Source organism: Mycolicibacterium tusciae, assembly GCF_002086795.1.
GTDB lineage: Bacteria > Actinomycetota > Actinomycetes > Mycobacteriales > Mycobacteriaceae > Mycobacterium > Mycobacterium tusciae.
Map to the genome: position 1 here is coordinate 222,003 of NZ_MVIM01000005.1, position 23,309 is coordinate 245,311.

At 64.8% G+C, this 23,309-nt stretch carries 26 protein-coding genes; 12 read left to right on the forward strand and 14 right to left on the reverse strand.

The genetic code is table 11. From position 1 onward, the window contains the following. Positions 1–38: 38 nt before the first annotated feature. Positions 39–437, forward strand: a complete 399-nt coding sequence (locus BST47_RS11930) for a hypothetical protein (RefSeq protein ID WP_083125864.1) — start codon at positions 39–41, stop codon at positions 435–437. Positions 438–441: 4 nt separating this feature from the next. Here BST47_RS11930 and BST47_RS11935 read toward each other — a convergent pair whose 3' ends face one another. Further along, positions 442–1,722, reverse strand: a complete 1,281-nt coding sequence (locus BST47_RS11935; RefSeq protein WP_083125749.1) for a cytochrome P450 — start codon at positions 1,720–1,722, stop codon at positions 442–444. A 197-nt stretch (positions 1,723–1,919) separates the two neighbouring features. Between BST47_RS11935 and BST47_RS11940 the strand changes: the two genes are divergently transcribed. Next, a complete protein-coding gene (locus BST47_RS11940) occupies positions 1,920–2,528 on the forward strand; it encodes a TetR/AcrR family transcriptional regulator (RefSeq protein WP_083125750.1) in 609 nt (202 codons plus the stop codon). A 14-nt stretch (positions 2,529–2,542) separates the two neighbouring features. Here BST47_RS11940 and BST47_RS11945 read toward each other — a convergent pair whose 3' ends face one another. The 4 genes from BST47_RS11945 to BST47_RS11960 are packed head-to-tail and all read right to left on the reverse strand — an operon-like array spanning position 2,543 to position 5,182. Further along, the gene (locus BST47_RS11945) at positions 2,543–2,986 is read right to left on the reverse strand and encodes an Rv2576c family protein (RefSeq protein ID WP_083125751.1); all 444 of its coding nucleotides are present in this window, start codon (positions 2,984–2,986) and stop codon (positions 2,543–2,545) included. A gap of 54 nt (positions 2,987–3,040) precedes the next feature. Continuing rightward, a complete protein-coding gene (locus BST47_RS11950) occupies positions 3,041–4,186 on the reverse strand; it encodes a thiolase family protein (protein WP_083125752.1) in 1,146 nt (381 codons plus the stop codon). Between the two features lie 16 nt (positions 4,187–4,202). Next, on the reverse strand, positions 4,203–4,676 hold the full coding sequence (locus tag BST47_RS11955; protein ID WP_234809668.1) for a Zn-ribbon domain-containing OB-fold protein: 474 nt from the start codon (positions 4,674–4,676) through the stop codon (positions 4,203–4,205). Then, on the reverse strand, positions 4,676–5,182 hold the full coding sequence (locus BST47_RS11960; protein WP_083125753.1) for a UCP032817 domain-containing protein: 507 nt from the start codon (positions 5,180–5,182) through the stop codon (positions 4,676–4,678). The genes BST47_RS11955 and BST47_RS11960 overlap by 1 nt, the downstream gene beginning before the upstream one ends. 88 nt (positions 5,183–5,270) lie before the next feature. Between BST47_RS11960 and BST47_RS11965 the strand changes: the two genes are divergently transcribed. Further along, on the forward strand, positions 5,271–5,696 hold the full coding sequence (locus tag BST47_RS11965) for a nuclear transport factor 2 family protein (protein ID WP_083125754.1): 426 nt from the start codon (positions 5,271–5,273) through the stop codon (positions 5,694–5,696). After that, positions 5,693–6,214, forward strand: coding sequence for a VOC family protein (locus BST47_RS11970; RefSeq protein ID WP_083125755.1), 522 nt, complete (start codon positions 5,693–5,695; stop codon positions 6,212–6,214). The genes BST47_RS11965 and BST47_RS11970 overlap by 4 nt, the downstream gene beginning before the upstream one ends. Before the next feature lie 78 nt (positions 6,215–6,292). On the opposite strand, the gene BST47_RS11975 is transcribed toward BST47_RS11970, so the two are convergent. Then, positions 6,293–7,009, reverse strand: a complete 717-nt coding sequence (locus BST47_RS11975; RefSeq protein ID WP_083125756.1) for an enoyl-CoA hydratase/isomerase family protein — start codon at positions 7,007–7,009, stop codon at positions 6,293–6,295. 81 nt (positions 7,010–7,090) lie between these two features. Between BST47_RS11975 and BST47_RS11980 the strand changes: the two genes are divergently transcribed. The 6 genes from BST47_RS11980 (at position 7,091) to BST47_RS12005 (ending at position 13,722) form a co-directional block, all read left to right on the forward strand. Beyond that, a complete protein-coding gene (locus BST47_RS11980; RefSeq protein ID WP_083125757.1) occupies positions 7,091–8,620 on the forward strand; it encodes an AMP-binding protein in 1,530 nt (509 codons plus the stop codon). A gap of 103 nt (positions 8,621–8,723) precedes the next feature. Beyond that, positions 8,724–9,914, forward strand: coding sequence for an amidohydrolase family protein (locus BST47_RS11985; RefSeq protein WP_006241329.1), 1,191 nt, complete (start codon positions 8,724–8,726; stop codon positions 9,912–9,914). Further along, the gene (locus tag BST47_RS11990; protein WP_083125758.1) at positions 9,911–11,371 is read left to right on the forward strand and encodes a FadD3 family acyl-CoA ligase; all 1,461 of its coding nucleotides are present in this window, start codon (positions 9,911–9,913) and stop codon (positions 11,369–11,371) included. Before BST47_RS11985 ends, BST47_RS11990 begins: the two co-directional genes overlap by 4 nt. A gap of 144 nt (positions 11,372–11,515) precedes the next feature. After that, the gene (locus tag BST47_RS11995) at positions 11,516–12,352 is read left to right on the forward strand and encodes an Rv1363c family protein (RefSeq protein ID WP_083125759.1); all 837 of its coding nucleotides are present in this window, start codon (positions 11,516–11,518) and stop codon (positions 12,350–12,352) included. Further along, entirely contained in the window at positions 12,349–13,014 is a 666-nt protein-coding gene (locus BST47_RS12000; protein ID WP_107528938.1) for an Rv1363c family protein, read from the forward strand. The genes BST47_RS11995 and BST47_RS12000 overlap by 4 nt, the downstream gene beginning before the upstream one ends. Before the next feature lie 12 nt (positions 13,015–13,026). Then, positions 13,027–13,722 (forward strand): IspD/TarI family cytidylyltransferase, encoded by a 696-nt coding sequence (locus tag BST47_RS12005; RefSeq protein WP_083125761.1) that lies wholly within the window; start codon positions 13,027–13,029, stop codon positions 13,720–13,722. Here BST47_RS12005 and BST47_RS12010 read toward each other — a convergent pair. The 3 genes from BST47_RS12010 to BST47_RS12020 all read right to left on the reverse strand — a co-directional run bounded on the left by BST47_RS12010 (position 13,709) and on the right by BST47_RS12020 (position 15,550). After that, complete coding sequence (locus BST47_RS12010; RefSeq protein ID WP_083125762.1) at positions 13,709–14,422, reverse strand: IspD/TarI family cytidylyltransferase; 714 nt, start codon at positions 14,420–14,422, stop codon at positions 13,709–13,711. The two genes, BST47_RS12005 and BST47_RS12010, sit on opposite strands and share 14 nt — an antisense overlap. Positions 14,423–14,474: 52 nt before the next feature. After that, positions 14,475–14,897 (reverse strand): PPOX class F420-dependent oxidoreductase, encoded by a 423-nt coding sequence (locus BST47_RS12015; protein ID WP_083125866.1) that lies wholly within the window; start codon positions 14,895–14,897, stop codon positions 14,475–14,477. Positions 14,898–15,049: 152 nt separating this feature from the next. Then, entirely contained in the window at positions 15,050–15,550 is a 501-nt protein-coding gene (locus BST47_RS12020; RefSeq protein WP_083125763.1) for an AfsR/SARP family transcriptional regulator, read from the reverse strand. 106 nt (positions 15,551–15,656) lie between these two features. Here BST47_RS12020 and BST47_RS12025 point away from each other — a divergent pair, with 106 nt between their 5' ends. After that, positions 15,657–16,919: a low temperature requirement protein A gene (locus tag BST47_RS12025; protein WP_083125764.1), complete on the forward strand. Its 1,263-nt coding sequence runs from the start codon at positions 15,657–15,659 to the stop codon at positions 16,917–16,919. Here BST47_RS12025 and BST47_RS12030 read toward each other — a convergent pair. Then, the gene (locus BST47_RS12030; RefSeq protein WP_083125765.1) at positions 16,916–18,190 is read right to left on the reverse strand and encodes an MFS transporter; all 1,275 of its coding nucleotides are present in this window, start codon (positions 18,188–18,190) and stop codon (positions 16,916–16,918) included. The genes BST47_RS12025 and BST47_RS12030 overlap by 4 nt on opposite strands. 333 nt (positions 18,191–18,523) lie before the next feature. On the opposite strand from BST47_RS12030, the gene BST47_RS12035 reads away from it, so the two are divergent. Continuing rightward, positions 18,524–19,324: a MerR family transcriptional regulator gene (locus tag BST47_RS12035; RefSeq protein WP_083125766.1), complete on the forward strand. Its 801-nt coding sequence runs from the start codon at positions 18,524–18,526 to the stop codon at positions 19,322–19,324. On the opposite strand, the gene BST47_RS12040 is transcribed toward BST47_RS12035, so the two are convergent. From BST47_RS12040 to BST47_RS12055, 4 genes are read right to left on the reverse strand one after another with little or no spacing between them, the layout of a single operon-like run. Beyond that, complete coding sequence (locus BST47_RS12040) at positions 19,311–20,111, reverse strand: ABC transporter permease (RefSeq protein ID WP_083125767.1); 801 nt, start codon at positions 20,109–20,111, stop codon at positions 19,311–19,313. The two genes, BST47_RS12035 and BST47_RS12040, sit on opposite strands and share 14 nt — an antisense overlap. Then, on the reverse strand, positions 20,111–20,980 hold the full coding sequence (locus BST47_RS12045; RefSeq protein ID WP_083125867.1) for an ABC transporter permease: 870 nt from the start codon (positions 20,978–20,980) through the stop codon (positions 20,111–20,113). Before BST47_RS12045 ends, BST47_RS12040 begins: the two co-directional genes overlap by 1 nt. 12 nt (positions 20,981–20,992) lie before the next feature. Further along, the gene (locus tag BST47_RS12050; protein WP_083125768.1) at positions 20,993–22,183 is read right to left on the reverse strand and encodes an ABC transporter substrate-binding protein; all 1,191 of its coding nucleotides are present in this window, start codon (positions 22,181–22,183) and stop codon (positions 20,993–20,995) included. 3 nt (positions 22,184–22,186) lie between these two features. Further along, positions 22,187–23,272 (reverse strand): ABC transporter ATP-binding protein, encoded by a 1,086-nt coding sequence (locus tag BST47_RS12055; protein WP_083125769.1) that lies wholly within the window; start codon positions 23,270–23,272, stop codon positions 22,187–22,189. Between the last annotated feature and the right edge of the window lie 37 nt (positions 23,273–23,309).

The following is a 23,309-nucleotide window of genomic DNA, read 5'->3' on the forward strand; positions in this document are numbered from 1 at the left end:
AGCGAGAATTTGGTTCCCACTCATGTGAGAATGATGTGGTGCGATCCGCCATCGCAGTGCTTGCTGCAGCCCTGACCGCAGGTTCGATCATCGCGCCGCCCGCGGCGTCCGCAGGACCGACCCAATGCAATGAGCCCAGCTGTGTACCGGGCATCATGCCGGGTGTCGTGCTGGGGTCATATTGCAACAACACCAAGTACTACTCCTTCGGCGTGACCTCATGGGGCCGACTGGTTTTCTGCGGAACGCCGAGGCGCTACGAACCGCGCTGGTTTCGGTCGCCGGAGATGCGCGGAATCAAGGACTACATGAGCGATTGCGCCGGCTACGACGGTGAGGTCGCCCAGGCACCCGACGGCATGTTCCTCAGTTGCGTTACGCGCGAGGACGGATTCCCGAGATGGGAAAGCGGAGAACAACTCCGCCCCGCCCCCTGATCGCCTACCCGGCAGGCCTGAACTCGATGTTGATCTCCGTCAGCCCGCGCAGGATGAACGTAGGCTCGTAGACGTACCGCCTCGCGCCGATCGGCCCGTGCTTCTCCTCGCTGACGGTGATGTCGGCCAACCGGTCGAGAAGCCGCTCGATCGAGACCCTGCCTTCCACCCGTGCCAGGGGAGCGCCCGGGCACGAGTGAATGCCCCGGCTGAACGCAATGTGCTCGCGCACGTTCTTGCGCTCGAGGGAGAACTCGTGCGGGTTCTCGAAGCGCTGAGGATCACGGTTGGCGGCGCCGGGGCTGACCATGACCGTGGTTCCGGCGGGCACCGGGGTGTCGCCGAGTGTGGTTGTCTTGCGGGCCATCCGGAACACGCTCTTGACCGGGCTGTCCATCCGAAGGCACTCCTCGACGAACACCGGGATGAGGCTGCGGTCGTCGCGCAGCTGCTGCTGGATGTCGGGCCGGTCGCTGAGCACACGCATCGCCGCGCCGAGCAGCTTGGCGGTCGTCTCCTGCCCGGCGGCGAACAGGAACGTGGCAGTGCGAACGACGTCGACCACCTCGGGGATGGAGCCGTCGGGGTACTTCGCGGTCGCAATCGACGTCAACACGTCGTCGCGAGGCGACTCGCGACGCTCCTCGATGTACTGGGAGAACTTCTCGTCCGCCCACGCGAGCGGGTTCACGGCAATGACCTCGTGGTCGAGGCTGCCGATGTTGGTTCCCTCGCCCTGGGCGCCGAATGCCTGACGGAAATCTTCGTGGTCCTCCTCGGGCACGCCGAGGAGGTCGGCGACCACCAGCAGCGAGAACGGTTTGGCGTACGCGTTCAGGAATTCGCAGTGGCCCGCATCGATGAACTCGTCGATGTGGCGGTCGGCGAGCCGCCACATGAAGTCCTCGTTCTCCTTGAGGCGCTTGGGGGTCAGCAGCCGCGACAGGACGGAGCGTGCGTCCGTGTGATGCGGCGGATCCATCGTGACCATGTGCTCGTGCATGATGATCTCGGTGCGGTGCTCCTCGAGCTGCGCGCAGATGTCGTCACCCTCGGGCGTGAACGGCAGCGGCGTGAACGGTCCCATCACCGCGACACACGACGAGTAGTTCTCGGTGTCCTTGTAGACGGAGTTCGCCGCCTCCCAGCCGGTGACCGCGAGCACGCCGTTGTTGATCGGACAGCACACCGGATCCTTGGACCGGACGTGGTCGTAATACGGATGCGGGTCGGGCACCAACGACGGATCGGTGAAGTAGTCGACCGAGTCGAAATCTGTGGTCATCGTGTTGTGAGCCCTCCATCGTCGGCGCATGTCTGCGTCGTGGCTGTGACTGAATCGGCCGCCCGCGCGTGCCGGCTGGCCGAATATGCTGAGCACCTGCTTAGCATGGCGTTAAGGTCAGGGTCAAGGACACGCGGCCGGTCGGCACTACGATCGGCGTGTCGTACCAGACGACGTCGGGAAAGAGGACTGATGCCATGGCCGAGGCTGCTGGGGGGCTGCGAAGGATCGGGGCGCCGGAGGCGAAGAATCGCGGTGTATTGCTCGATGCAGCAGAGCAGTTGCTTCTCGAAGAGGGCTACGCCGCGGTGACGTCGCGCCGGGTCGCCGAGAAGGCCGGACTCAAACCCCAGCTGGTCCACTACTACTTCCGCACCATGGAGGATCTCTTCCTCGCGGTGTTCCGCCGGATGGCCGAAGCCGGGCTCAGTGTGCTGCAGACGGCGCTGAAGTCCCCGCAGCCGTTGTGGTCGCTGTGGAGGTTCAGCACGCAACCCGAGGCGACGAGGCTGACGATGGAATTCATGGGACTGGCCAATCACCGCAAAGCGCTGCGAGCCGAGATCGTCTACCACGCCGAACGGTTCCGCGCTGAACAGAACGCGGCGATCGCGGCAGCGCTCGACCGCTACGGCGTCCCCTCCGACGACGTTCCGCCAGTGGTGTGGACGGTGTTCGCGACGAGTGTGTCCCAGGGTCTGGTGATGGAACGCGCACTCGGCATGACCACCGGCCACGCCGAGACGTTCGCATACTGCGAGCAGTGGATTCGCCGACTGGAAGGCGAGCCGCTTACAGACGCTTGATCGTGAATCAGCTCTCACCAGTTGCGAATCGAGCAGAGCGCGCCCTTGGGTCCCTGATGGGTTTTGACGACGACTCCGTCTATCGCAAGCACGCAGTGGACGTTAGGAGTCAAGCCGGGTTCGCCCTGCGCGACGACCATCGCCCAGTCTTCGGGATTGGCTAGTTGCACATCGAGATTCCACTGCTGGTCGGGCCCGACATCGGCCTCGACCTTCGGGGTGTAGGCATACGGGTTGTGGCTGTAGTCGGCCCAGTTGGGCGGGTCGACGTCGCGGTAGAAGATCTTCAGGAAGGCGGGTCCCTCGGAGAACACCGTGTATTTGACGTTGTGCAGCGGGCCCTGGGCGTTGGCTGGCACGCTCGCCGCGGCGACGCCCGAGGCGGCCAGAACAGTTGCCGAAGCGAGCCGGAGCAACGCTTTAGGCGTCGAAACGCGGGTGTCCGCCGGAAACTTCATTCCCCGAATTTTAGAACCATGTTTTCGCACCGTGGGCCGAATCCTCGATCTGGCTCAGACCGAAAGGATGGTCGCCGACGCGGTACCGGGGGCTCCGTAGACCTGGGCCAACCCGACCTTCGGCTCGCCGGGGACCTGCCGGTCGCCGGCCTCGCCGCGAAGCTGGCGCACCAGCTCGTGGACCTGACGTAGACCCGAGGCGCCGATCGGTTCGCCGTTGGCGATCAACCCGCCGTCGGTGTTGATCGGAATGGTGCCGTGGATCTCGGTGGCGCCGTCGGCCAGCAGCTTCTCCTGTTCGCCGTCCGCGCACAGCCCGGTCTCGGCCATGTGGATCACCTCGGCGCCCGCGTCGGTGTCCTGCAGCTGGGCGATGTCGACGTCGTCGGGTCCGATCCCGGCCGCCTCGTAGGCCGCCTTGGCGGCGTACACCGTCGGCGACGGGTCCTCGTCGAGCGGCGCGGAGGTGGCGTGCACCTCGTAGGCGCCGTAGGTGCGGGTCCGGATCTCGCTGGCACGCACGAACACCGGCTTGTCGGTGAACTTGTGCGCGATGTCCCCGCGGCACATGATCACCGCGGCCGCCCCCTCGTCCGGAGCGCAGAACATGTACTGGGTGAGCGGGTAATTAAGCACCGCGGAGTTGAGGATCTCCTCGATCGAGATCTCCTTGCGGCGGAACGCGTTCGGGTTCAGCACACCATTGCGGAAGTTCTTGTTGGCCACCCGCGCCAGCGTCTCCTGGGAGATGCCGTGCTTGTGGATGTAGTGGTTGGCCTTGATGCCGAAGAACTTCGTGGTGACAAACTGGCCGTTCTCCGCGTACCACTGGGGGAGCGCGAGCTTGGCGGGATCGTCGGTGAACGCTCCGCGCGGATGCTTGTCCAGCCCGATGGCGATCCCGATGTCGTACTTGCCGAGGCGAATGGTGTCCGCCGTCTGCTGAATCGCCGATGCCGCCGTCGCGCACGCGTTGAACACGTTGGTGAACGTGATGCCGGTCAGCCCCACCAGCCGGGTGACAGCGTCGGGATTGGACACCTCGTAGCTGCCGCCGAACCCGAACTGGATGTCCTTCCATTCGACACCGGCATCGGTGAGCGCCAGTTGGATCGCTTCGGCGCCCATCTCCATGGCTGTTTTGTCGAACCGGCCGAACGGATGGAGTCCCACTCCGATGATGGCGACGTCATTCGTCATAGCGTTGGCTTCCTCTCTAGACCGGCTGGAAGGCGAAGGTGATGATCTCGTTGCCCTCGTCGTCGGTGGTGAACGGCACCATGGTCAGCTCGACCTCCATGCCGAATTCCAGCTTCTGCGGGTCGTTTTCGGTAAGCCGGCCTTCGACCCGAATCACATCATCGAGCTGTACCAGGCCGACGCCGAACGGCACGAAGTCCTTGCCCGCAGGACCCTTGTAGGGCGCGCCGGGGGGAAAGCCCTGGGTTGTCCAGGCCACCAGGGTGCCACGACGGGGCAGATGAACATCCGACATCTCGCCGCTGCTGCACCGCGGGCAGCGCTGCTGGATGGGAAACGTCGTCGCTCCGCACGCACCGCAGCGACTGCCGATCAGCTGCGGCTTCTCATCGGGCCAGGTGGAGATCTCGGGTGCGAGTGCTTTCTGGGTGGACACGGAGTGACCATAATCGGAAATGGCGTTCTCGTCTAGAGAGAACAATGTCCGCATCAGTCGTTGCCGCCGCTCGACATGACCCGGGAGACGTCGGCCTCGATCGCTGACACCTTCGCGAGATCCACGCCCCACGGTTGGTCCACCCCGACACACCGGTCGAGGTCCCACAGCACACATTGCTCACCCGGCTGCGCCACCATCGACCAGGCGATCACCGTCCTGCGCAGTTGTTCATCCGCCGAATCGGTGATGGTGCCAGCGGGTGCCCCGCCCTCGGGATGGTGATGGAGGAACCGGCCGTACGCCCTTTCGCAGAACGCGGCGTACCGGACGGTGCACAGGATCAGGCCGTGCCATGCCTCGTCCACGGCGTGAGATGGCATCCCGATGACCTGATCGTCGCGCAGAGCCGCGCCGCAACACCTCAACCATTGCCGCAGACCGGTGTCGATGAGCTCCCGAGGCTGCCACGGACACGTCTTGAACACGGCGGGCGGAAGTTCGAGTTCCGACGCCGCAACCAGCACGCGATCGACCGGATCGCCGCGCCAACGGGGCACGTCATCACCCTATGTGTGCCGATGGGGACTCGGTGTTCTTCTCGCATTCGTGGTGGCTGACGCAGACCCAACGCGTTAGCCTGCCCGTGTGGATGCCGACAAAGCGCAGATCGCCGACGTTCTGATCCGCTACGCCACCGGAATCGATTTCAAGGACTGGGCGCTGTTGCGCACCTGCTGGACAGAGGATGTCGACTGTGACTACGGCGAGGTCGGGCGGTATTCGGGTGTCGATGCCATCAGCGGATTGATGGAGCAGCTCCACAGCTCGATGGGGCCCACCTACCACCGGCTGTCCAATTTCACGATCACTGTCGACGGCGATCGCGCCACCGCCAGATCCTACGTCTTCGCGCATCTGCAGGCGGTTCCCGAGGACCCGGCCACTTGGGTTGAGGCCCTTGGCCATTACGACGACGAACTAGCCCGTACTCCCGACGGATGGCGCATCGCGCGGCGGTCCACGCACATCGCGCGGGTGCAGTCCGGCGTCACGGTGATCCCGCAGTCATGAGCATCCTGCCCGGACCGATCCGGCAGATCGGTTACATCGTCGAGGATCTCGATGCAGCGCTCGGCCCTTGGATCGACCTGGGCGTCGGCCCGTTCTTCGTCATGCGCGGTATTCCAATACGAGCGTCCTATCGCGGCGACCCGTGTGCGGTCACGATCTCGATGGCGTTGGCCAACAGCGGGGAGATGCAGCTCGAGCTGATCCAGCAGGAAGACGATACTCCGAGCATCTATACCGAGTTCCTGCGCGCCGCCGGTCCGGGATACCACCAACTGGCTTACTGGACTGAGGATTTCGACGCGACGATGGCATCAGTGCGCGATGCCGGCTGGCCGGTGGTGTGGCTCGGAGACGAGAACGTGGGAACACGGTTCGCCTACGTAGAGCCGCCGAACAGTCCCGCCACCGTCATCGAGATCATGGAGGACAACGAAATCACTTCCGGCATGGGCAAATTCGTCCGCGATGCCGCGGTCGACTGGGACGGTAGCGACCCGATCCGCGTTCTCGGCGGCTGAGGGTTAGCGCGAAATTGCATTCCAGCAGGCCTCCACTCGCACTTTCCCTGCTGGAATGCAATTTCGCGAAGGAACGCGCTACTTGTCGCGTTTCATCACCTTGTCGGCGGCTGACCAGTGTTCGTCTGAAACCCACAGGCGCGCAAAGGCTGCGACAGCCTCCGTGGTCGTCGCGCCCTTCATGACGCGCTTGATCTCTCCCGCCGGACGGCCGGCCATTGCGCGGGCGAGATCACGCCAGCCGCTGTCGAACGATGCCCGCGGGATGACGCGGTCCACCAGCCCCAACCGCTCGGCCTCCACCGCACCGATGATGGTGCCGCTGCCCGCCAGCAGCAGCGCCTGGCTGTAACCCACCAGCGCGACGAGACGTTCGGCTCCGCCCCACGCCGGCATGATCTCCAGCGCCACCTGGTTGAATCCGATCTTGATGTCGTCGGCGGCGACCCGGATGTCCGCAGACACCGCGAACTCGGCGCCCCCACCCAGTGCGTGCCCGTTCAATGCCGCGATCGTCGGCCCGGGAAAGCCGGCTATCCGGTCACAGATGGTCCGCATTCGGAAAGCCATCGCCGAGGCGTCGAGCTCGGTGCGTAACGCGCTGAGTTCCTTGAGGTCGCCGCCGGAGACAAAGGCGCGGTCACCGGCGCCGGTGATGACGAGCGCCCGTGCACCGTCGGCGCTGTCGAGCGCTTTCTCCAGTTGGTCCATCGTCTCCAGGGAAATGGCGTTGCGCGCATGCGGCCGGTCGATGGTGATGACCGCCAGGCCGCCGTCCAACTCGAGGTCGACCATCTAGCGTTCTCCATTCCCGGTATTGGCATTCTCTCTAGCGGAGAATAGCATCGGGCCCGACGCGGAGGTGCAGCCGAATACATGCGAGAAATCCCTGAGTACCTGACGAAACGCTACGTCGCCGAAGGTTGGTGGACACGGGAAACACTCGGGGACCTGGTGGCCGGCGGACTGGCGGCTAATCCTACGACTGCCTTTCATGTGCACTCCGCCGTGCGGCCGTACTCCGGCACCTTTGGCGACGTCGAGACCCAGGCCCGCAGGCTGGCGGCGGGACTTCGGTCGCGCGGCGTGGGCGCGGGTGACGTCGTCGCCATCCAATTGCCCAACTGGATGGAGGCCGCTGCGGCGTTCTGGGCCGCCACATTCCTGGGTGGGGTGGTCGTGCCGATCGTGCACTTCTACGGGCGCAAAGAACTCGGTCACATCATGACGACGGCACGGCCGAAGGTTTTCATCACCACCGCCGAGTTCGGCCGCATGACCTTTCAGGCCGACCTTTGCGCGGACGTGCCGATCGTCGGGCTGGTCGGCGACACGTTCGACGACCTTCTTGCGGACGACCCCATGCCGGGCACCATCGCGGCGGACCCCGCCAGCCCGGCGCTGATCGCCTTCACCTCGGGTACCACGAGCAATCCCAAGGGCGTCATCCACAGCCACCAGACCCTCGGTTTCGAAACGCGTCAGCTTCTCGAGAACTACCCGCCCGACCGCGGCAGGCAGTTGACGGCGACCCCGGTGGGGCACTTCATCGGGATGCTCGGCGCATTCCTGATCCCGGTGCTCGAAGGAGCGCCCATCGATCTTTGTGACGTCTGGGACCCGGCCCGGGTACTCGAACTCATCGAGCGCGACGGATTGTCGATCGGCGGCGGGCCGCCGTACTTCGTCACGAGCGTGCTCGACCATCCGGACTGCACGCCGGACCACGTGCGCCACTTCACGACGGTCGGGTTGGGCGGCTCGACGGTTCCGGCGGCAGTGACGCGGCGCCTGGCCGATCTCGGCATGTTCGTGTTCCGTTCCTACGGCAGTACCGAGCACCCGTCGATCACCGGGTCGCGCCGCAGCGCGCCGGAGAACAAGCGTCTGTTCACCGACGGCGACGTGCGGCCCGGCGTGGAGATCCGGCTCGGCCCCGACGGCGAGATCTTCAGCCGGGGTCCAGACCTGTGCCTCGGCTACACCGACGAGGCGCTGACCGCGAGCGCGTTCGACGCCGACGGCTGGTACCGCACCGGCGATGTCGGTGTCCTCGACGAGGACGGTTACCTCACGATCACCGATCGCAAGGCCGACGTGATCATCCGAGGTGGCGAGAACATCAGCGCGCTGGAGGTCGAGGAGGTCCTGCTGGGAATGCCGGCGGTCGCAGAGGCCGTGGTGGTGGCGGTGCCCGATGACCGTCTGGGTGAGCGCGCGGCCGCGGTGCTGCGGGTTCGCGACGATCAGGAGATGCCGACGCTTGACGAGGTGCGCGAGCACTTCAAGGCGCAGGGTGTCGCGGTCCAGAAGTGGCCCGAGGAGTTGCACCGGGTAGATGACTACCCGCGTACTGCGAGCGGCAAGGTGCAGAAGTTTCGCGTCCGGCAGTCATTGCAGGTCTGAGCAGCAGGCAACCCCACCGGTAACGTCATTACCGCTACGGCGAAAACCTTGTTACCATCGCGCTAGGAGAATAGGATTCTCGTCAGAGGATAAGGAGTCTTTCATGGGTCAGTTGTCACACCGGGTCGACATTCCGTTTCCGCTGTTCGACGCGGACAATCATCTGTACGAGCCGCCAGAGGCGATGACCAAGTACCTGCCCAAGGAGTACAAGGACGTCGTCCAGTACGTCGAGATCAACGGCCGTACCAAGATCGCGCTGAAGGGCCAGATCAGCAACTACATCCCGAACCCCACCTTCTCTGTGGTCGCCAAGCCGGGCGCCTGGGAGGAGTACTTCAAGTTCGGAAACCCCGACGGCAAGAGCAAGCGCGAACTCTTCGGTGAGCCGATGCGCGCCATTCCGGCGTTCTTCGAGCCCGAGCCGCGGCTGGAGAAGATGAACGAGCTGGGTCTCGACCGCTCGCTGATGTTCCCGACGCTGGCCAGCCTGATCGAGGAGCGTCTCTCCGACGATCCGCTGGCCATCCACGTCATCATCCACGCGCTCAACGAGTGGCTGCACGAGGTGTGGGGCTTCAACTACAAGAACCGCATCTTCACCACCCCGGTGATCACCCTGCCCATCGTCGAGAAGGCGATCGAGGAGTTGGACTGGGCGGTCAAGCGCGGTGCCCGCGCGATCCTCATCCGCCCCGCGCCGGTGCCCGGGTTCCGCGGCCCGCGGTCGTTCGCGCTGCCTGAGTTCGACCCGTTCTGGCAGAAGTGCGTCGAGTACGACGTCTTCGTCGGCATGCACTCCAGCGACAGCGGTTACTCCCGCTACACCTCGGAGTGGGACGGCGCCGCGCAGGAGATGCTGCCGTTCCAGACCAACGCGATGTCGATCCTCAACGAGTGGCGGCCGATTCAGGATGCGGTGGCTTCCTGGGTGATTCACGGTGCACTGTTCCGGTTCCCGAAGTTGAAGGTGGGCATCGTCGAGGCCGGGTCGAAGTGGATGTTCCCGCTTCTGGACTCGATGGCCGAGGTGTACAAGAAGGCGCCCGAGGCGTTCCCGGGTAACCCAATGGAGGAGATCAAGAACCGCATCTTCGTCAGCCCGTTCTATGAGGAGGGCATCGACGATCTGATCAACCTGATCGGCGTCGACCAGGTGCTCTACGGCTCGGACTGGCCGCACCCCGAAGGTCTGGCAGAGCCGACTCACTACGTGACCGCGCTCGAGCACCTCTCCATGGAGGACCAGGCGAAGATCATGGGCGGCAACCTCGGTCGCCTCGTCACCGTGTGACGGGTAGAAAAACCTTCCAGACCATCCCCGAGATGGTCTTGAGCGCAGCGGACCGCTTCGGCGATGCAGAAGCGGTTGTCGACGGTCCGCTGCGGCTCACCTTTTCGGAGGTTGTCGATCGGATACGTTGTGCGGCAGGAGCCTTCGCGGACTTCGGTATCGAGAAGGGCGATCGGGTAGCAATCTGGGCGCCAAACTCCGCGGAATGGATGATCGCCGCGTTCGGAATCATGACCGCGGGTGCGGTTCTGGTCCCGGTGAACACGCGGTTCAAGGCTGACGAGGCCGGCGACATCATCGTCCGCAGTGGGGCCAAGGCCGTTATGGTCCAACAGGGCTTCCTGGGCCAGGATTATGTCGCGCCCGCCGGGGTGCCGGTCATCGACCTGAAGTCCGGCTTCCTGGCCTCTGGTTCACCTCTGCATCGTCAGGTCAGCGGAGACGACATCTCCGACATCATCTTCACATCGGGCACGACCGGCAGGCCCAAGGGCGCCAGGATGAATCATCTGCAGACGCTAAGAGCCTACGAGGAGTGGGCCACGCTGGCGGACCTCCGTGAAGGTGACCGCTACCTGATGATCAACCCGTACTTCCACACCTTCGGGTTGAAGGCCGGTTTGGTCGCGTCGTTCCTGCGCGGCGCGACAATGGTGCCGCTTGCGGTGTTCGACATCGATCGCGTGGTGGAACTCGTTGCGGCCGAACACATCACGATGCTGCCCGGTCCGCCGACGCTGTACCACTCGCTACTCACGGTCGCTGACAAGACCAAGCTCGTTACGCTGCGGGCCGCGGTTACGGGCGCCGCAGACATCCCGGTCGAACTCATCAGGCGCATTCGCGACGACCTGCCCTTCGAATCGCTGATGACGGGCTACGGGCTCACCGAGGCGGGCAACGTCACGTTGTCGCGGCCCGGTGATTCTCCCGAGGACGTCGCGACCACGGCGGGCCTGCCGTGCGAGGACGTCGAGGTGCGGATCGCCGATGACGGCGAAGTGTTGGTGCGTGGCTACAACGTCATGCAGGGGTACCTCGATGACCCCGACGCCACCGCCGAGGCGATCGATCGCGACGGGTGGCTGCACACCGGCGATCTGGGCGCCCTCGACGCCGCGGGACGGCTGCGGATCGTCGGCCGCAAGAAGGACATGTTCATCGTCGGCGGATTCAACGCCTATCCCGCCGAGATCGAGGGCTTTCTGCTCGAGCATCCGGTGATCGCGCAGGCCGCGGTTATCGGCGTGCCAGACGAGCGGATGGGTCAGGTGGGCAAGGCGTTCATCGTCTTGAAGGCCGACGCAGCAGCGATGAGCAGCGACGACGTCATCGAGTGGAGCCGCGGACGAATGGCGGGTTTCAAGGTGCCCCGGTATGTAGAGTTCCTCGACAAGCTGCCGTTGAACGCCACCGGCAAGGTGGTGAAGGACGACTTGAAGAAGCTGCACAGCTGAGCGCGTGCACAGCGCGTAAATAGCATTTCCGCAGGAAGGGCGGCATTGGTCCGCCCTTTATGTGGAGGGTATCGTCGCGGCGATACGCAATAAAAGAAAATGGCATTCTCGTGAGTAGTGAGACATACGGACAAGGAGGTCGCTGTGCCGTCATTCAGGCGCCGCGCGTCGGCGACCGACACTGATCAGCGCCCCGAGGAACCGCCGCAGGAGGCGAACGGCGCGACCGACAATGCGCTGACACTGGCCGAGGAGGCCGAAGCCGAGGCGGCCGAGGCCGAAGCCGCTGCGGCCGCGGCGCGCGCGAAGGCAAAGGCGATCCGGTTGCGCCGTGAGGCGCAGGAAGCCGAGGCCAGAGCCAAAGCGCAGGCGGAGGCGGAGAACCAGGCCGACGACGAGGTCACGGCGGATGAACCGGTTGAGACCCAGGCCGTCGTCGAGGGCGCTGGCGTTGACTACGACCAGGAGGCCGCTCCGAAGAGACGCCGCTGGGGGCTCATCGTCAAGGTGGTGGCGATGACACTCGCGGTCCTCTGCACCGCCGCATTGATAACCGCCAGTGTGCTCATGGTGAACGAGCACCGGAAGGCAACCGAGAATCGACAGCTCAATGCAGAGTTCTCCGCCGCTGGGCGACAGGGAGTCGTGACACTGATGTCGCTGGACTTCAACACCGCCGAAGACAACGTTCAGCGCATCATCGAGAACACCACCGGCCAGTTCAAAGCGGACTTCGAAGACCAGGCTGCGGATTTCGTCAAGGTCGCTCAGGATTCGAAAGTCATCACGGACGTGACCGTCACCGCCGCCGCCGTCGAGTCGATGACCCCGAATCAGGCGGTCGTGCTGGTTGCAGCCACCTCCCGCGTGACCAATTCCTCAGGCGCCAAACAAGAGCCGCGCGCATGGCGATTGCAGGTCAGTCTGGAACGAGTGGACGGCGGACAGATCAAGATGGCGAAAGTCGAGTTCGTACCGTGAGCGCCGACGAGAACACCACAGTGCCGGCGGAGGACCCGACCGCCGAGGAAAGTAGCCAAGCCGTCGAGATCACTGAGTCCGGCGAATCGACAGAAGATTCCAGCGACGGCAGCGCCGAGGCCTCCGCCCAGAAGAAATCCGATGAGAAGCCCGCACGCGGCGGCGACCGGGGCATCGTCCGCCGCAATATCGGGGCCATCCTCGTCGCGGTCGCACTGGTTGCCTCCGCCGGCGTTGCGGGGTGGCTGTACTTCTATCAGTACCGGGTAGATCAGCAGACCAACGCGGACGCAACGAACGTCGCTCTGGAAGCCGCGAAGAATGGCACCGTGGCGTTGTTGTCGTATTCGCCGGAGTCTCTAGACAAGGACTTCGCCGCCGCCAAGTCGAATCTGACCGGCGACTTTCTGTCGTATTACACGCAATTCACCGAGCAGATTGTCACTCCTGCGGCCAAGGAAAAGCAGGTCAAGACGGCCGCATCGGTAGTGCGGGCGGCGGTGTCAGATATGCATCCCGACTCCGCCACAGTGTTGGTGTTCGTAAACCAGGTCACCACCAGCAAGGAGAATCCGGACGGCTCGTTCGCAGCGAGCAGCGTCAAGGTCGGACTGAAGAAGATCGATGGCCGCTGGTTGATCAACACCTTCGACCCGGTCTAGCGGCGCCCAAAAGTGGAGCTTTCTGCCGTTGTGCCGCTGCCGGTTTCGGTCGTCGACAACCCGGCGGCAGCGTTCCTATCGGTGGGGACCGAGCCGCCGTTGGCCCGACTCGTGCGATCGATGCTCGGCACGGTGGAAGAACCGAGTCGGACTGTCATCGCCACTGCCGCATCCCTTGTCGGTGACGTGCGCAGCGCTCTTGCCTCCGAAGATCTGTCAGCGGTGCATGTCGAGCCGGTAGGTGGGTCGGCTCGCAGGGCCGACTGTCTCGGTGTGGCGCTGGAATACCTTCGGCGCGCGTCGTTCTCGACGAGCCACGTGCTCGTCCACGATATCGCCAGCCCGTTGGCGCCTGCCGACCTTGCCGCCCGTGTGGTCGAAGCCATGCGCGGTGGTGGCACAGTCGTGATGCCGGCACTGGCGGTGACCGACAGCGTCAAGACCATCGACAGACACGGGTCGATCACCGCCACCGTCGATCGCTCGGTGTTGCGCGCCGTCCAATATCCTCGCGGTTTCACCGTCGACGCGTTGGCCGGACTGCTCGAACGGGGCGCGTCCGAGGACTTCGACGAGATCGCCGTGGCCAACGATGCCGCGGTGCCCGTCACCTTCGTCGAAGGCGATCCCGATGCGTTCCGTGCCGAACTGCCCGAGGACGCGGAGTTCGTCGAGGCGATCCTTGCGAGCAGGCCTAGCGGCGCGTGAGAAGGCGTTCGGCGACCGCGATGTCCGCAGCGTAGGTCACCTTGAGGTTGCGCTGTTCGCCGCGGAACGTGCGGACCTCGACATCGGAGAATGCTTCGACACACGACGATGTGTCGGTGCCCTCGAACCCTTCGCGGTCGGCCGCGCGGTATGCCTGCAACAGCGTCGCGGCGCGAAACGCCTGGGGGGTCTGGACGCGCACCAATGCTGCCGAGCCGGCCATCAATTCGACGTCATGGCCGCTGGTGCGAATCACATCCGCGACCGGTATCGCGGGGATGGCGCCACCGAATTCGCGGGCGACCGACAGTGCGGTGACGAACATGTCGGGCCCGGCAACCGGCCGGGCGGCGTCGTGGATGATGACGACGTCGACGGCCCCGGAGTCGATGTCGGTTGCCAGATACCGCAGCACATTGGACTCCGACGCGTGCCTGGTGTCGCCGCCCTCGACGAACTCGACTGTGGCCGTTGGTACTTCCTGCTGCAGCGTATCCCTGGCCAACTCGTACTCTCCGCGCCGGAACACCAGCACGGTACGAGCGATCTCGGGCACTCGTGCCAGGGTGTCGATTGACCACGCCACCATGGAGCGGCCGGCGATCCGCAGGTAGGCCTTGTTGCCGTCGGCGCCGACCCGGGTTCCCAGACCGGCTGCCAAGACGACGGCGACGGCGTCGGGGCCAGTCCTTGCGCTCATGTTGACATCTTGTCACCGCGGGCCGCCCCGCCGCGGTGCGCTGTTAGCCCGGTCAGTTCGCGAGGTCGAAAGCGTGGCGCACCTTCGTCGGTCTGATGCGGACGACGAGCTCGCCGGGCACCCCGTTGCGACGCCCGTACTCCTCTGCCCGGTCCGCGCCCATGTACCGGCCACCGGTGCGGGTGGCGATGTCGAGTAGTTCCCGAGGATCCTCGCGGATCTGCGCGATGCCTTGGATCTGGACAAAGGAATACGGCGGATGCGGGTCGTCGACGCACATCACGACCCGCGGATCACGAGCGATGGCTCGACCTTTCGCGGTGTCCTTGCCGGTGTTGAAGGCCAGCTCGCCCTCGTCCACGACAAACCAGACCGGCGCCACCAGCGGTCGACCGTCGGAGGCCAGGTACCCCAACATGCCCGTGCGGGTCCCCTCGGAGAGGAACGCGGTGACGTCGTCGGAAAGTTGATCCACCCGCTCCACGGTAGGACGCACCCGCCCCGCCGTCGACCGTCAGTCTTCTGCATGCCGGTCGTGGTCCCACCGCTCCAGGCGCGCCTGCAGGCTGTACAGGCCGACCGCGGCGAGCGGAACGCAGACCGAGATGCCCATCACCCAGAACGCGTTCATGATGTCCTCGATTCGGCGGCGCACCGGTCGGCGATCATCTGCAGCGCCGTCTTGCGCTTGAGGTGGTAGTTGTCGCGATCGCTGATGACCCACTGCTCGAACCACCGGTCGAGGAGGTCGCCCGCGCGAAGCAGCTGAAGCAAGTCGGCCATCAGCTGTGCGTCGGCGTTGCCGTCGAGCAGCTGTTCGATGAGATCGGCCGAGCGGTGGAAGTCGACGTAGACGCCTGGAGAGAGCTGCAGGTATTGCGGATCCACCGTCAGCAGGGGCCCGGCGCCGGCGGGCCTGAGGCGCCACATCGCCGATCGCAGGCTCGCGACGGCCCGGGGAATATGGACGTTTGGCCAGAGCTTGGCGCACACCCAGAGGCGGTGCACAGGTTTGCGCTTCATCGCGACGAGCGCGACGAGCCGTTGAGAGGCGGGCGGCAGGGTGAGGTGCCGATCGCCGTGGTACACCGCGAAGTCGCCGAGCAGGCTCACTGAGAACTGGTCCACGTTTCGATCGTGGATCCCGGAACCCGCGATGGCGTGAGTAGTGCGCTACTCCATACCTCACCGATGTCGTGCGGTGCCTCGCCAGGGGATGCGGTGAAATGTAGCCATGAGCGACGAGCAGCAACCGATCACGATCCAGCACCGGTTCCGACGGATGGCGGGTCGGGATCCCGACGAAATGCATCGGGCCGCTACGCCGCTCGAGCTGCTGTTCGACCTGACGTTCGTCATCGCGTTCGGCATCGCCGCCAACGAGTTCGCTCACATGCTGGTCGAGAACCACGTCGGCGCGGGTCTGCTGGGGTTCGTGCTCGCCACGTTCTCGGTGTGCTGGGCTTGGATCAACTTCAGCTGGTTCGCCTCTGCCTACGACACCGACGACTGGGTGTACCGGCTGATGACGATGCTGCAGATGGTCGGCGTCATCGTCATGGCGCTCGGCTTCCCGCCGATGTTCGCCTCGATCGAACACGCTGAGTACGTGGACAGCCGGGTGATGGTGGCCGGGTACGTGATCATGCGAATCGCGTTGGTAGGGCAGTGGTTACGCGCGGCCAAGCAGGACCCGGCACGGCGTTCCGCCTGCCTCACGTACGCGCTGTGGGTCACCGTGGCGCAGTTCGGCTGGATCGCCGGTGCGCTGGTGCACAAGTCGATCCCGGTGACGTTCGCCTTGGTGGCGGTGCTGATCGGAGTGGAAACGCTGGGGCCGATCATCGCCGAATACCGTGCCGGGGGCACCCCATGGCACGCCCATCACATCGCCGAACGCTACGGCCTGCTGGCGATCATCGCGCTCGGCGAGGGTGTAGTCGGGACGGTGGCGTCGCTGTCGGCCGTGGTCGGCGCGCAGGGCTGGTCGTACGACGCCGCGTTCGTGGTGGTGGCCGGTATCGGGCTGACGTTCGGAATGTGGTGGTCGTACTTCGTGGTGCCACAGGCGGAGTTGTTGCGTGCCCATCGCGAGAGGTCGTTCTGGTTCGGCTACCTGCCGATCGTGATGTACGGCGCCATCGTGGCAACGGGCGCGGGTCTGCACGCCGCCGCGTATTACATCGAGCATCACTCCAAGTTGAGCTCCATGCAGACGGTCTTGGCCGTGGCGCTGCCGGTCGGCTTGTATGTCATTTCCATCTACGCGCTCTATTTTGTGATCGTCCGGAAGATCGCGGTGTTCCACGTCGTGCTCCTGGTGCTCACCGCGGCCGTGCTTGGCGTCGCCGTGTGGTTCGCCGCGGCGGGCTTTTCGATGGCCAACTGCCTTCTGGTCGTCACGCTGGCGCCGCTGGTAACGGTGATCGGCTATGAAATCGCCGGCCACCGGCACGCCGCGGCGGACATCGCCAAGGCGCTGGAAGGCGACCGTTAGCGGGGCTGCGCGGGGTGCGGCTCGAACCCCTCGATCAGCATCCGTTCGTTCTCCGCCCGCATCACGGCGCGCGCCTTGCGGCGCGTGATGAGGATGCCCACCACCGCCAGCGCCCAGATGGCGTACTGAACCGTCCACGCCACCCGAAACGACTCGAACGAGATGTCGCCGACCGCGTCGAGGATGACGCCCATGAACTGCATGACCAACAGCGACGCGATGAAACCGCCCATGTTGACCATGCCCGACGCGGTGCCGAGCGTGGCCCGCGGATTGAAGGTTCGGGCGAAGTCGAACCCGACCATCGATCCGGGGCCGCCGACCGAAATGACCACCACGAGCACTACCAGAAGCCATAGCGGCGCCCGGCCGGGCAGCGCCAACACCACGGACCAGATGACGGCGTTGCTGGCGATGATGCAGAGCACCAGCCGCGACCTGCGATTCGGATGACGTCCGGTGAAGATGCCGACCAGAATGCCGGCGGAGATCGCGGCGACCACCGACAGAGTCAGTAGGGTTCCTGCGATGGTTGCCGAAAGACCCTGAGCAACAGTCAGATACGGCACACCCCACATCAGCGCAAACACCGTCACCGAGAACTGCGTGCCCATATGCGTGAAGAAGCCCAACCGGGTCCCCGGTCGCAGCCACACCGTTTTCACGCTGACCAGTACTTCGCGCAGCGACGTGGCTTCGGCTTCCACGATGTGGCCCCCGGGAGTGTCCTCGACCAGCAGCAGGGTGAGCACGATCGACAGCACTCCCAGCGCGGCCACCGAGACATAGGCGGTGGTCCAGCCCGAGCCGGCGAGCAGGGCGAAGAACGGGATGGCGGACAGCACCTGGCCGAGCTGGCCGCAGATCCCGGTCAGCTGCGTGACCAGCGGCACCTGGCGGGGGCTGAACCAATGCGGAACCAGGCGCAGCACCGAGATGAAGGTGAACGCGTCACCCAGTCCGACGACCGCACGCGCACCGATGGCGACCGGCAGGGATTCGGTGAACGCCAACGCCAGCTGGCCCGACGCCATCAGTGTGGCACCCGCAACGATCAGCGTTTTGGAACCGAACCGATCGAGCAGCAGCCCGGCCGGAACCTGCGCGCCGGCGTAGACGACGACCTGCAGCACCACAAACGCCGACAAGACGGTGGGGCTCGCTGTGAATCGGTCGGCCGCGTCCAGGCCGGAAACCCCGAGCGTGGTGCGGTCGAGGACGGCGACGATATAGGCGAAGAGTCCGGTGGTCCACACGATCCAGGGACGCACGCCGAAACCTCGCTACCGCCGATTTGTCTTAATGTCTGCCAAATTCATCCTCCCGCAACGACCGCTCAGGAAGCCAATCCGTCAGCGGTGAAATCACTCACCCGATCGGCCAGCCTCGGCTGGCAAAGTTGGCTGCAAAGTTGCATTCAAATATAGTGAAAAATTACCACAGAGGTAAATTTGCTGATGACAGCCTATCAATGGATTAGCTGAAGTCTCATTCCGTTGTTAGGTAATCATTCGCTAAATCTGCATGTTCGCGCTAGAGTGGAGCGATGAACCGTCGCGGTCCACGGCTACTTCGCGCCCCGATGTTGATCGGGGTGCGTTTCGATGGCTGAGTACCGTCTCGAAGAACTCGCCCGGATATCCGGCGTCAGTGCCCGCAATATCCGCGCCTACCGTGAACGCGGGCTGCTCGACGCGCCCCGCCGCGTAGGCCGTTCGGCGTTTTACGACGACTACCACCTCTCGCAGTTGCGCACCATCAACCAGCTGCTTCGCCGCGGCTTCAACTCGGCCCACATCGCCGAGTTCTTTGCGAGCATGCGTCAAGGCGCCGACCTGGCCGACATCCTGGGTATCCAGCGCGCGCTGTTGGGGCCCACGCCGAACGACGTATCCGACGGTGCATCCGACGCGGGCGACCAGCGGCCCTCCGACGATGGACCGATCCCGGGACCCCGTGCCGTCCGCATCGATCCGGACGGTGAGGCTGCGCGAAAGTTGATCGAACTCGGCTTCGCCGAGGCGCGCGCCGACAGCGTCGTCGTCGTCGACCCGTCGATCGCCGAGATTCTGGGCCGCACTTCCGATCAGCTGCTCTACGTCCGCGCGCTGCTGCGAATCTACGAGTCGTCCCGGGACGCCGCCGACGGCCTGGTCAGTGGCTTCGTCCGGGCCCTTGGCGATTCCGTCGAGGCGAAGTTCGGGAAGGACCATCGGCCCAAGCCGCGCGAGGTGGACGACCTGGGGCAGATGGCCAGGGACTACCGCGAGCTATGGGGTCACGTCTTGTCGATTCGCATGGAGGAGTCACTGCGGCGGCAGCTGGCGACGGCGGCGTCGGGCCATCCAGCCGGCGGCTTGCTGAGTGAGCTCCTGCGCCGGTGCGCCGTCGCTACACCCGGCTGACGGCGGGATCTCCGCCGAAGCGCTGCGCCAGCCACACCGGGATTATTGCGACAATGGTCAGCGCGGCGGCGACGACGTTGATCACGGGTGCCTGGTTGGGGCGGAAGAGGTTTCCGAAAATCCAGATCGGGAGTGTCTGCACCGTCGGGCCTGCCGTGAACGTCGTGACGACGATCTCGTCGAAGGACAGGGCGAACGCGAGCACCGCACCCGCGACCACCGAACCCCGCATCATCGGGAAGGTCACGTAGCGGAAGGTCTGCCACGACGACGCGCCGAGGTCGGCCGAGGCGTCTTCCAGGCTGCTTCCCATCCGGCGCAGCCGCGCCTGAGTGTTGTTGAAGACGATCACGATGCAGAACGTCGCGTGCCCGATGATGACGGTGGCCATGCCCAGAGACACGCCGAGTGCGGATGTGAACGTCGCATTCAGCGCAATACCGGTGACGATCCCCGGCAGCGTGATCGGTAGCACCACAAGCAGACTCACCACATGCTTGCCGAAGAAGTCGTAACGCTGCACTGCGACCGCTGCCATCGTGCCCAGCACCAGCGCGATGACCGTTGCGCCGAGACCGACGACAACCGAGTTCACGAGGGACTGCCACATGCCGTGGCTGTTCCAGGCGTCCGACCACCAGTGCAGCGTGAATCCCGTCGGGGGAAAAGCAAAGGTGCGGGAGGTGTTGAACGCGTTGATCACTACCAGGAGCAGTGGTGCATAGAGGAATAGCAGCACGAGCAGCGTCCAACCCCGGACGAGGCGGCGGGCGGTGTTCGACAGCATCAGATGTTCTCCAGTGCGCCCGTGCGCCGCATCGCCAAGAGGTAGGCCACGATCGCCAGCAGCGGGATGATCGACAACGCGGCGGCCAGTGGCTGGTTGTTGGCGGTGACGAGTTGGCCATAGATGATGTTGCCGAGCAATTGAGTCTTGCCGCCCACGATCGTCACCGCGATGTAGTCACCGAGCGACAGCGAAAAGGTGAAGATCGAGCCCGCGGCGATACCGGGGAACACCAACGGCGCCATCACCATTCGGAGGGTGGACATATCGGAGGCACCGAGGTCGGCGCTCGCGTCGAGCAGCGAGTCCGGGACGCGGGAGCACGCCACGAACACCGGGAGGACCATGTAGGGCAGCCAAAGATAGGTCAGTGTGACGATGGTGGCAGCCAGGCCGTACCCGGGTGTGTAGTCGGTCGCCCAGACCAGTGGGCCTTCGGGGGATAGAAGCATGCGCCACGCGTACGCCTTGACCAGATAACTGGCCCACAGCGGGGTCGTCACTGCGACCACGAGCGCGAGCCGTACCCGCGGTGACGCGACCTTGGCCATGTAGAACGCCAGCGGCACGGCGAGCACGGCGCAGATCACGGTGACGGCCAGCGCCACCGATACGGTGCGCACCGCCGCTGTACGGAAAAGCTCGTCGGTCGCCACCCGCGCGATGTTGTCGAAGGTGAACGAGTGCACCACCGCGCCGGTGAAGGCATCTGTGCTCCAGAAGGCCGAAACCAGAAGCACGGCAAGGGATCCGAGATAGGCGATCACCAGCCAGGCCAAGGGTGGCACGAGCAGGAAGCCGAGGCTGATCCGCCGTCGGTGAGACGGCCGCAGCGGCGCAACTTGTCTGTTCTTCGCGCGAGCGCTCATCACCGCGCAACATCACCCCTTGATCTGCTGCCACTTGTCGACCCACTCGTTGTAGGCCGTGCAGTTTTCCCCGCTGCCGTCCACGCAGTTCTTCTGCGGCGTGGTCCAGTAATGGATCTTGGCGGCGAAGTCCTCGTCGGTGGCGTGGTAGATGTCGCAGAAGTCCGGTTCGACGGTGTACTTGCACGCTTCGGTATTGGCCGGTGCCTCACCGAAGAACTCGGCGACCTGGGCATTGACCTCGGGGGAGGAGATCCAATTCATCCACTTGTACATGCAATTGGGATGCGCGGCCTTCGACGAGATCATCCAGGTGTCCGACCACCCCGTTGAACCCTCTTTGGGCAGAACGGTGTTGACCTGCACCCTGTTCTCCGCGCCGATCGTGTTCGCGATGACCTGCCATGTCGTACCGATGACCGACGTGCCGGATTCGAACGCCTGCACCTCCTTGGTGTAGTCCGACCAGTACTCGCCGATGTTCTCCCGCTGCTTCTTGAGCAATTCGGTTGCCGCGTCGAGCTGTTCGGGCGTCAGCGAGTACGGATCCTTGATACCGAGTTCCGGCTTCGACTTGGACAGGTACAGCGCCGCGTCGGCAATGTAGATCGGGGAGTCGTACGCGGTGACCCTGCCCTTGTACTTGTCCGCGTCGTCGAATACCGCCGCCCATGAGTTCGGGGCATCACGTACGACCTCGATGTTGTACATCAGCAGATTGGCGCCCCAGCCGTGCGGGATCCCATACATCTTGCCGTCCACCGAATTCCACGGTTTGTCCTTGAGGAACGACGAAATGGAGGCGTAGTTCGGTACGAGATCGGTGTTCACCGGGGCGACATCGCCGGCGTAGATCAACCGCAACGTCGCGTCGCCGGACGCGGACACGCCGTCGTACTGGCCGCTGCGCATCAGCTGCACCATCTCGTCGGAGGTGTTGCCGAGCTTCACGTTGACCTGGCAACCGGTCTGTCGCTCAAACGGCGTCACCCAGTCGGCGGTGCTGTCGTTCGAACCGTCCTCGGCGTAGCCCGCCCATGCGATCAGGTTGAGTTCGCCCTCGCCGTCGCCGACGGCCCCCATGGGCTCCAGCTTCGGCGGCGGCTCGTCTCTGCCGGGTTGGTCGGAGCACCCGGTGATGCCGGCCAGCACGAGGGCGGCGCACGCGGCGAGCACAAGACTGACTTGTGTCCTGGACGGCATTCGCTACTCCTCGCTCGTCAGGGTGTGTACAGCTTTTTCTGGCCAGGCCAACGTGATTGGACTGCCGTGGTGTAGGTCGGGCGGTAGCCAGGTGCTGGCGGTGAGGACCGTGGCGGCGAGTTCGACGCCCACCGGCGTGTGCGCGGTGATCCTGGTGGTGGGACCCGCGTAGATCAGCTCGGACACCGTGGCCGCGACCGTGCGCACGCCGGGCACCGAGTCGGTGTCGGCCGCGAAGACGCCGATACGCTCGGGCCGTACCACGAACGTTCCGCGACGTCCGACGAGTGCTTCAGCGACGGCGCCGACGAGCACGTTCGAAGTGCCGACGAAATCGGCCACGAATCTGTTGACCGGGTTCTCGTAGACCTCGCGCGACGGACCGACCTGCTCGATGCGCCCGTGATTGAACACCGCGAGCCGATCGCAGAGGCTCAGCGCCTCGTCCTGGTCGTGAGTGACGATGACGAACGTGATGCCGACTTCGCGCTGGATCTCCTTGAGTTCGATCTGCATCTGCTCGCGCAGCTTGAGGTCCAGCGCCCCGAGCGGCTCGTCGAGCAGCAGTACCCGTGGCCGTCCGACCAGTGCGCGTGCGAGCGCGACGCGCTGACGCTGCCCGCCCGACAACTGCTGCGGGCGTCGGGACGCATGCTCCGTGAGCCGGACCAAGTCGAGTTCGTCGCTAGTACGACGTCTGCGCTCGGCCTTGGGGACCCCGCGCACCTTCAGGCCGTACTCGACGTTCTGCGCGACGGTCATGTGCGGGAACAGTGCGTACTCCTGGAACACGGTGTTGACGTCGCGGTGTCGCGCGCCAACGGCGGTGACGTCGGTGCCGCCAAGCCTGATCGTCCCGGCGGTGGGCTGCTCGAATCCCGCGATCATGCGCAGGACGGTTGTCTTTCCGGATCCGGACGGGCCGAGGATCGCGAACAGTTCGCCGTCCGCGACTGCGAGGTCGGCGCTCTCGACGGCCACGACGCCGCCGCCGAACTCCTTTCGGACGCCGATCAGCTCTACCTGCGGGTCTCGCACGCCACCGGGGACATTCACAGCAGATCCAGCGCTGATCGTGTCCGAGGGCATGGTCAATCGTAGGAATCGGAATGGTCGCGCCGCAGTT

Excerpts from the sequence above, each read along its gene's own strand:
- BST47_RS11935 (WP_083125749.1), bottom strand. The coding sequence starts at position 1,722 with ATGACCACAGATTTCGACTCGGTCGACTACTTCACCGATCCGTCGTTG.
- BST47_RS11940 (WP_083125750.1), top strand. The coding sequence starts at position 1,920 with ATGGCCGAGGCTGCTGGGGGGCTGCGAAGGATCGGGGCGCCGGAGGCG.
- BST47_RS11945 (WP_083125751.1), bottom strand. The coding sequence starts at position 2,986 with ATGAAGTTTCCGGCGGACACCCGCGTTTCGACGCCTAAAGCGTTGCTC.
- BST47_RS11950 (WP_083125752.1), bottom strand. The coding sequence starts at position 4,186 with ATGACGAATGACGTCGCCATCATCGGAGTGGGACTCCATCCGTTCGGC.
- BST47_RS11955 (WP_234809668.1), bottom strand. The coding sequence starts at position 4,676 with ATGCGGACATTGTTCTCTCTAGACGAGAACGCCATTTCCGATTATGGT.
- BST47_RS11970 (WP_083125755.1), top strand. The coding sequence starts at position 5,693 with ATGAGCATCCTGCCCGGACCGATCCGGCAGATCGGTTACATCGTCGAG.
- BST47_RS11975 (WP_083125756.1), bottom strand. The coding sequence starts at position 7,009 with ATGGTCGACCTCGAGTTGGACGGCGGCCTGGCGGTCATCACCATCGAC.
- BST47_RS11980 (WP_083125757.1), top strand. The coding sequence starts at position 7,091 with ATGCGAGAAATCCCTGAGTACCTGACGAAACGCTACGTCGCCGAAGGT.
- BST47_RS11985 (WP_006241329.1), top strand. The coding sequence starts at position 8,724 with ATGGGTCAGTTGTCACACCGGGTCGACATTCCGTTTCCGCTGTTCGAC.
- BST47_RS12010 (WP_083125762.1), bottom strand. The coding sequence starts at position 14,422 with ATGAGCGCAAGGACTGGCCCCGACGCCGTCGCCGTCGTCTTGGCAGCC.
- BST47_RS12025 (WP_083125764.1), top strand. The coding sequence starts at position 15,657 with ATGAGCGACGAGCAGCAACCGATCACGATCCAGCACCGGTTCCGACGG.
- BST47_RS12035 (WP_083125766.1), top strand. The coding sequence starts at position 18,524 with ATGGCTGAGTACCGTCTCGAAGAACTCGCCCGGATATCCGGCGTCAGT.
- BST47_RS12040 (WP_083125767.1), bottom strand. The coding sequence starts at position 20,111 with ATGCTGTCGAACACCGCCCGCCGCCTCGTCCGGGGTTGGACGCTGCTC.
- BST47_RS12045 (WP_083125867.1), bottom strand. The coding sequence starts at position 20,980 with ATGAGCGCTCGCGCGAAGAACAGACAAGTTGCGCCGCTGCGGCCGTCT.
- BST47_RS12050 (WP_083125768.1), bottom strand. The coding sequence starts at position 22,183 with ATGCCGTCCAGGACACAAGTCAGTCTTGTGCTCGCCGCGTGCGCCGCC.
- BST47_RS12055 (WP_083125769.1), bottom strand. The coding sequence starts at position 23,272 with ATGCCCTCGGACACGATCAGCGCTGGATCTGCTGTGAATGTCCCCGGT.